The organism is Mesorhizobium sp. Arg314 (assembly GCF_053714275.1).
This window is the reverse complement of sequence record NZ_JBSKBP010000103.1, coordinates 1-5,780: the sequence shown is the minus strand read 5'-3', so window position 1 is coordinate 5,780 and position 5,780 is coordinate 1. Positions and strand designations below refer to the sequence as shown.

The following is a 5,780-nucleotide window of genomic DNA, read 5'->3' as shown; positions in this document are numbered from 1 at the left end:
CCGCCGGGATCTGGATGAGGCCGTAGGCGGATCCGTCTGAAGCAATCGAGGCGCCGAGGATGCCGTGGCCGGCATCGGCGGACGGGGCAAGTACCACGGCGCCGGCGGCATCCGCGAACAGCACGGCGCTAGCCCGCTCGGCCGGATTGATGCGACGGCTCAATATGTTCGCGGCGATGATAATGGCCGGCTTGTTGTGCAGGCGCACGAAGCCTTCGGCGAAGGTCATGGCGTAGATGAATCCCGCGCAGGCACCCGCCAGGTCCACCCCGCCGGCCCCTTCAAGGCCGAGCCTGTGCGCCACCAGCGGCGCGCTCGGCGGCAAGAGATGGTCCGGTGTCGACGTCGCCAGCAGAAGCAGGCCGATGTCCTTGCGATCGATGCCTGTGGCCTGCAGCGCTGTTTCGCCTGCTTGTGTCGCCAGTCCGGAGAGCGTGTCGTCTGGTTCTGCCCAGAAGCGAGAACGGATGCCGGTGCGCCCCTCGATCCAGCCTGCCTCCAGCCCGAGGCTTGCCTCGATCTCTGCATTGCCGACTTTTCGAGCCGGCACGTGATGGCCAAGGCCTATGATGCGCGCCCTACGGTTCATCTTTTTGCGCTCGCAACGCCGGCCGCCTCGTCGATAGCATCATAGAGGCGGTCGAGTTCGTCGGACGTCACGCAATAGGGTGGCAGCACGTAGATGACGTTGCCCAGAGGTCTCACCAGCAATCCGCGCTCGAGGAAGAAGGCGCGCAGCTTGGGGCCGACCTCGGCCAGATAGCCGGCACTGCCCACGCGCAGGTCGAGCGCGGCGATGGTGCCGGTGGTGCGCACATTCTCAAAGCGCGGGTCCTCGCTGAATCGCACAATCTTTTCTGACTGCATCCGCGACAGGGCTGCCACACGCTCCGCCACAGGCTCGTCGTTCCAGATGCCGACATTGGCGAGCGCTGCCGCGCAGGCGATCGGGTTCGCCGTGTAGGAGCTCGAATGGAAGAAGGTCTTGGCACGGTCGCTGGAGTAATGCGCCCGGAAAATCGCATCGGTGGCAAGTGTCGCCGCGAGCGGCAGCGAGCCGCCGGTCAGACCCTTGGACGTGCACAATATATCAGGCGCAATCGCCGCCTGATCGCAGGCGAACATGGTGCCGGTGCGACCCCAGCCGGTCATCACTTCGTCGGCGATGAAAAGCGTTTCGGAACGCTCGGCAATGCGCTTCAGTTCGGCGACGAGCCAGGCACGATACATGAGCATCCCGCCGGCGCCGAGCACCAGCGGCTCGATGATCAGCGCGGCAACCTCGCGGTCGCGCGCCAGCCGTTCGAATGCATCGAGCGTTTTCTGCTCGTGGCCTGCGGCGGGGAAGGGGATGGTGTCGACCGCAAACAGAAGCGGCTCGTAGGCGGCGTTGAAGACACCGCGCGCGCCGACGCTCATCGTGCCTATGGTGTCGCCGTGATAGCTGCGCTCGATAACGACGATGCGCGATCGCGGCGCACCGAGGTTGCGGTGAAAGCCAAGCGCCATCTTGAGCGCCACTTCGACGCTGGTCGAGCCGCTGTCGGAATAGAACACCCAGTCGAGGCCCGGCGGTGCCATGTCGACCAGCTCGGAGGCCAATCGCTCGGCCGGCTCGTGGCTGAGCCCGGCGAAGATCACCTGGTCGAGTGTCTCGGTCGCATCCCGGATCGCCTCGACAATCTTCGGGTGGCGGTGGCCGTGGGTTATGACCCACCAGGAGGAAATCGCATCGAGGATGCGCTTACCCTCGCGCGTCTCGATATAGGCGCCCTCGGTACGCACGACCGTCGGCGGCAACGGCTCCATGGCATGCTGGGTAAAGGGATGCCAGACAGCGGAGTTTTTCATCGACTAGCTCCGATGAAGTCGGTGGCCCTGAATAATTCCTGCATGTTCGCGGCAAGTGTTCCCGGTGTCAGCGACTGGAGAAATGGGAGGCGGCCAATCACAAGAACCTTGCCCATCTGGGCGATTGTCTTTTGCGTATCAACCACCCGGTCGCCGATGAACACCACGCCAAGCAGCGGTATCGAGCGAGCGCGAAGAGCCTCAATGGAGAGCAGCGTGTGGTTGATCGTGCCGAGCGCGGTGCGGGCGCAGAGCACGACGGGCGCGTTCCACCGCGCGAAGACGTCGATGTAGAGTGTGTGCCTGTTGAGGGGCACCATCACCCCGCCCGCACCTTCCACGATAAGAGGGCGGTCGGTCGGCGGCAGAGTAAGTGCCTGCGCGTCAATTTCCACGCGGTCCAATTCGGCCGCCCGGTGCGGCGACAGGGGCTCGGTAAGGCGCCAGGCTTCCGGCAACATCCGATCGGCAGACAGTCCCGCGAGGAGGGAGACGATTTCGCTGTCGGTCTGTGCTCGGGTGCCTGACTGCACCGGCTTCCAGTAGATGCCGTCGAGCAGCGCCGTAAGGCCAGCCGCGAACACCGTCTTACCAACGCCGGTGTCGGTCCCGGTGATGACAATCTGCACCGTCATGGCGCGCGCTTCCATTCTGCGGCAAGAGCATCGAACAGTTCCGAAACGTCGGCCTCGCCGACATTCAGCGTCAGCGAAATCCGCAGCCTCGCCGTGCCTTCGGGCACGGTCGGCGGGCGGACGCCGCGCACGTCGAAGCCGCGCGACTGCAGAGCCTGCGCCAGCGCCATGGTGCGTCGATTGTCGCCGACGACGATCGGCAAGATCTGCGAACCGCTCCCGGGCAAGCCGAGGTCCTCGGTCCTCTTGCCGGCAAGCGCGACCAGCCTCGCCAGCCGTTCGCGGCGATCCGGCTCCTGGGCAACAATGTCGAGGGCCGTTGCGGCCGCAACTGCCATTAGCGGCGAGGGCGCGGTGGCGTAGATGAAGGGACGGCAGCGGTTGACCAGATAATCGCACAGGACTGCAGGTGCGGTGACCAGCGCACCGGACCCACCCAGCGCCTTGCCGCACGTATGCAGCACCACGACATTGTCGCGGCCTTCGAAATCGTGAGCAAGACCGCGCCCGTCTGGGCCGTAGACGCCGGTGGTATGAGCCTCGTCGACGAACAAGAATGCATCGTGCCGATCCGCGACCGCGATCAGATCGCCGAGCGGAGCCCGGTCGCCGTCCATGCTGTAGAGGCTCTCGACAACGATCCAGGGCCGGCCCGCGCCGCCTCTCGCGCGCCAGGTCCGGATCGCATCGTTCACGGCACTCGGGTCATTGTGCGCGGCTTCCACCACATCGGCGCGGCCGGCCCGCGCTCCCTCATGCGCGCTGGCGTGGATGAGTTCGTCCAGCACGACCAGATCGCCCTTCTGGGGCAGGGTCGTGAGCACCGCGAAATTGGCGACATAGCCGCCGCCGAAGAACAGCGCGCGCTCGGCACCGAAGAATTGGGATGCCTTGGCCTCGAGCGACTCGTGCTCAGGCGTGTTGCCACGCAATAGCCGCGAGCCCGTCGCCCCGACGGGGGTGCCGGCGGCTAGTGCCGCCGCGACCGCATCGGCCATGCGCTTCGAGCGCGCGAGGCCGAGATAGTCGTTGGAAGCGAAGTCGGTGCCCGAGCGGGCGCTGAGGCTCCGCAAACGGTCCTTGCGGGCCAGCCCGCGCAAGCTGGCCTCGTAGCGGTCGACCAAGGCTCGCCCGTTCACTGGGCTTCGCGCTCCATCGGCTTGATGCCCAGCCGGCGGAACAAAGCACTGTCCTTGTCCTCTCCGGGGTTGTCGGCGGTTAGCAACGTGTCGCCGACGAAGATGGAGTTGGCGCCGGCGAAGAAACACAGGGCCTGCATCTCGTCGCTCATCGCCGTGCGGCCGGCCGAGAGCCGCACATGCGATTTCGGCATCATGATGCGGGCGAGCGCGATGGTGCGGACGAACTCGATCGGCTCGATCGGTTCGGCCCCGCCGAGCGGCGTGCCCTCGATCGGGATCAGCATGTTGATTGGCACGCTGTCGGGCGGTTGTGGCAGGTTGGCGAGCGTCACCATCATGTCGATACGGTCGGCCTCCTCCTCGCCCATGCCGACAATGCCGCCGCAGCAGACTTTGATGCCGCTGTCGCGGACGTGGCCAAGCGTTTCCAGCCGCTCAGTGAAGGTCCGGGTCGAGATGATCTCGCTGTAGTAGCGCTCGGAGGTATCGATGTTGTGGTTGTAGTAGTCGAGGCCGGCCTGCTTGAGCCGCTGCGCCTGATCGAGGTCGAGCATGCCGAGCGTCATGCAGGTCTCCATGCCGAGCGCTTTCACGCCTTCGACCATGGCGACCACGGCATCCATGTCGCGCTCCTTGGGGCTGCGCCAGGCGGCCCCCATGCAATAGCGCGTGGCGCCCGCATCGCGCGCCTTCCTGGCCTCGGCGATGACGCGTTGAACCTCCATCAGCTTCGAGGCCTTGAGACCGGATTGGTGATGCGCGGACTGGCTGCAATAGCCGCAATCCTCGGGACAGCCGCCGGTCTTGATCGAGAGCAGGCGCGACAGCTGCACCCGGTTGGGATCGAAATTCTCGCGATGGATGGTCTGAGCCCGAAACAGCAGATCGTTGAAGGGCAGGTCGTGGAGTGCCTGCGCGGCTTCCCGGCTCCATTGGGGGAATGCCCCGCTGGCCGAGGCGGCATTCAGCTGCAGTTCGACGTTCATGCCATTTCCTTCCCAAAAGCTTCCGGCATTAGCCGCAAGAGAAACAGGCGTAGGTGCCTGTCATGATCTGCCCACCAGCGCCGGTACGGGGAGCGCTTTGCGAGCCTCATCGAGTATGGAGAAACTATAGCCTCCGTCGGCATTCGTCTCGACGGAATAGGTCAGGCGCTCAACGATGCGATTATCCCTGTCGAAGGTCAGCACCCGCGGCTTGAGCTTGGTGAGCTTTGCCTCGTCGACATAGACCGAGTTGCAGATGATGACCTGGTCGCCCGGCTGGCAGGTGCGGGCCGCGGCGCCGTTGAGGATGCAGCAGCGCGACCCCCGCTCGCCAAGGATGACATAAGTGGAGATGCGTGCGCCGGAATTCTTGTTCCATATCTCGACAAATTCCATCGGCAGGATGCCGGCTGCTTCGCAATGATCGGGGTCGAGCGTGATCGAGCCGTGGTAGTCGAGGTTGGCCTCGGTGACATAGATGCCGTGCAGCTTGCCGGCAACGAATTTGCGCATGCCTTTTTCTCCAAGAACGACTTTGCAAGCCTAATCCACCCGTCTGGCGGTCCTCTCTCGGCTCGGCGCCTATCGCGAGGTTTCTTGGCCTCGAGCGGAGGAACGCTCCCGTCTGATCGCGTCGCAGGATTCGGTGAAGGCGACGTCCAGCAAATAACCGAGGAGTTCCAGCCCATGAGAGGCAGCCATCTGGCGCAGTTCGTCGAGCCGGCAGATTATAAAGCCAAGTGCCTCCGCGCGGTCTTTTGTTCCTTGTTGCTGGCCCGTTGCTTCTGCCTCCACCGTTGAAGTGTGTCGCCTGGCATCGAGCAGGCTTGCCCCGGCAGCCGGTGGAACTAGGGATGTGCTGGCGCGGGTTGATCTGCGGCCAAAGCAGTTCTTACGATCACGGTTCATGTCCCCTCCCTTCAGTTCAGATGCCTGTTGCAGTTTCGGTCGGGCGGTATCTCGAGGCCGATGTCGAGGATCGGAGCGCTGTGGGTGAGCCAGCCGACGGAGATGAGGTCGACGCCGATGGCCGCAATTGCCGCGACGCTTGCCCGCGTCAGGCTTGCCGCGAGGCCGCCCTGGGCGAGCGTGCTCGACGCATCGGTTCCAAGTGGCGCCCTGGAGAGAAGGACGACAGGCTGCGGCGCCAGGTGAAGCGCCGTCAT

General features: G+C 64.7%; 6 protein-coding genes and 2 pseudogenes. All 8 read right to left on the bottom strand.

Annotation, left to right across the window (positions count from 1 at the left end; translation table 11 throughout):
- Nucleotides 1–589 (bottom strand): annotated as a pseudogene (locus tag ACWGS9_RS33785) (3-oxoacyl-ACP synthase); the annotation flags it as partial.
- Nucleotides 586–1,851, bottom strand: a complete 1,266-nt coding sequence (locus ACWGS9_RS33780) for an adenosylmethionine--8-amino-7-oxononanoate transaminase (RefSeq protein WP_454509278.1) — start codon at nt 1,849–1,851, stop codon at nt 586–588. The pseudogene ACWGS9_RS33785 and the gene ACWGS9_RS33780, both read right to left, overlap by 4 nt.
- A complete protein-coding gene (gene bioD, locus ACWGS9_RS33775; protein WP_454509277.1) occupies nt 1,848–2,486 on the bottom strand; it encodes a dethiobiotin synthase in 639 nt (212 codons plus the stop codon). The genes ACWGS9_RS33780 and bioD overlap by 4 nt, the downstream gene beginning before the upstream one ends.
- Entirely contained in the window at nt 2,483–3,625 is a 1,143-nt protein-coding gene (locus ACWGS9_RS33770) for an 8-amino-7-oxononanoate synthase (RefSeq protein ID WP_454509276.1), read from the bottom strand. The genes bioD and ACWGS9_RS33770 overlap by 4 nt, the downstream gene beginning before the upstream one ends.
- Nucleotides 3,622–4,614, bottom strand: a complete 993-nt coding sequence (gene bioB, locus ACWGS9_RS33765; RefSeq protein WP_454509275.1) for a biotin synthase BioB — start codon at nt 4,612–4,614, stop codon at nt 3,622–3,624. The genes ACWGS9_RS33770 and bioB overlap by 4 nt, the downstream gene beginning before the upstream one ends.
- A gap of 60 nt (nt 4,615–4,674) precedes the next feature.
- Entirely contained in the window at nt 4,675–5,127 is a 453-nt protein-coding gene (gene panD / locus ACWGS9_RS33760; RefSeq protein WP_454509274.1) for an aspartate 1-decarboxylase, read from the bottom strand.
- Between the two features lie 69 nt (nt 5,128–5,196).
- The gene (locus ACWGS9_RS33755) at nt 5,197–5,523 is read right to left on the bottom strand and encodes a hypothetical protein (protein WP_454509273.1); all 327 of its coding nucleotides are present in this window, start codon (nt 5,521–5,523) and stop codon (nt 5,197–5,199) included.
- Nucleotides 5,524–5,534: 11 nt separating this feature from the next.
- Nucleotides 5,535–5,780 (bottom strand): annotated as a pseudogene (locus ACWGS9_RS33750) (carboxylating nicotinate-nucleotide diphosphorylase); the annotation flags it as partial.

What these genes read in the sequence shown, in the direction of transcription:
- ACWGS9_RS33780 (WP_454509278.1), bottom strand. Translation starts at nt 1,851, where the DNA reads ATGAAAAACTCCGCTGTCTGGCATCCCTTTACCCAGCATGCCATGGAG.
- bioD (WP_454509277.1), bottom strand. Translation starts at nt 2,486, where the DNA reads ATGACGGTGCAGATTGTCATCACCGGGACCGACACCGGCGTTGGTAAG.
- bioB (WP_454509275.1), bottom strand. Translation starts at nt 4,614, where the DNA reads ATGAACGTCGAACTGCAGCTGAATGCCGCCTCGGCCAGCGGGGCATTC.
- panD (WP_454509274.1), bottom strand. Translation starts at nt 5,127, where the DNA reads ATGCGCAAATTCGTTGCCGGCAAGCTGCACGGCATCTATGTCACCGAG.
- ACWGS9_RS33755 (WP_454509273.1), bottom strand. Translation starts at nt 5,523, where the DNA reads ATGAACCGTGATCGTAAGAACTGCTTTGGCCGCAGATCAACCCGCGCC.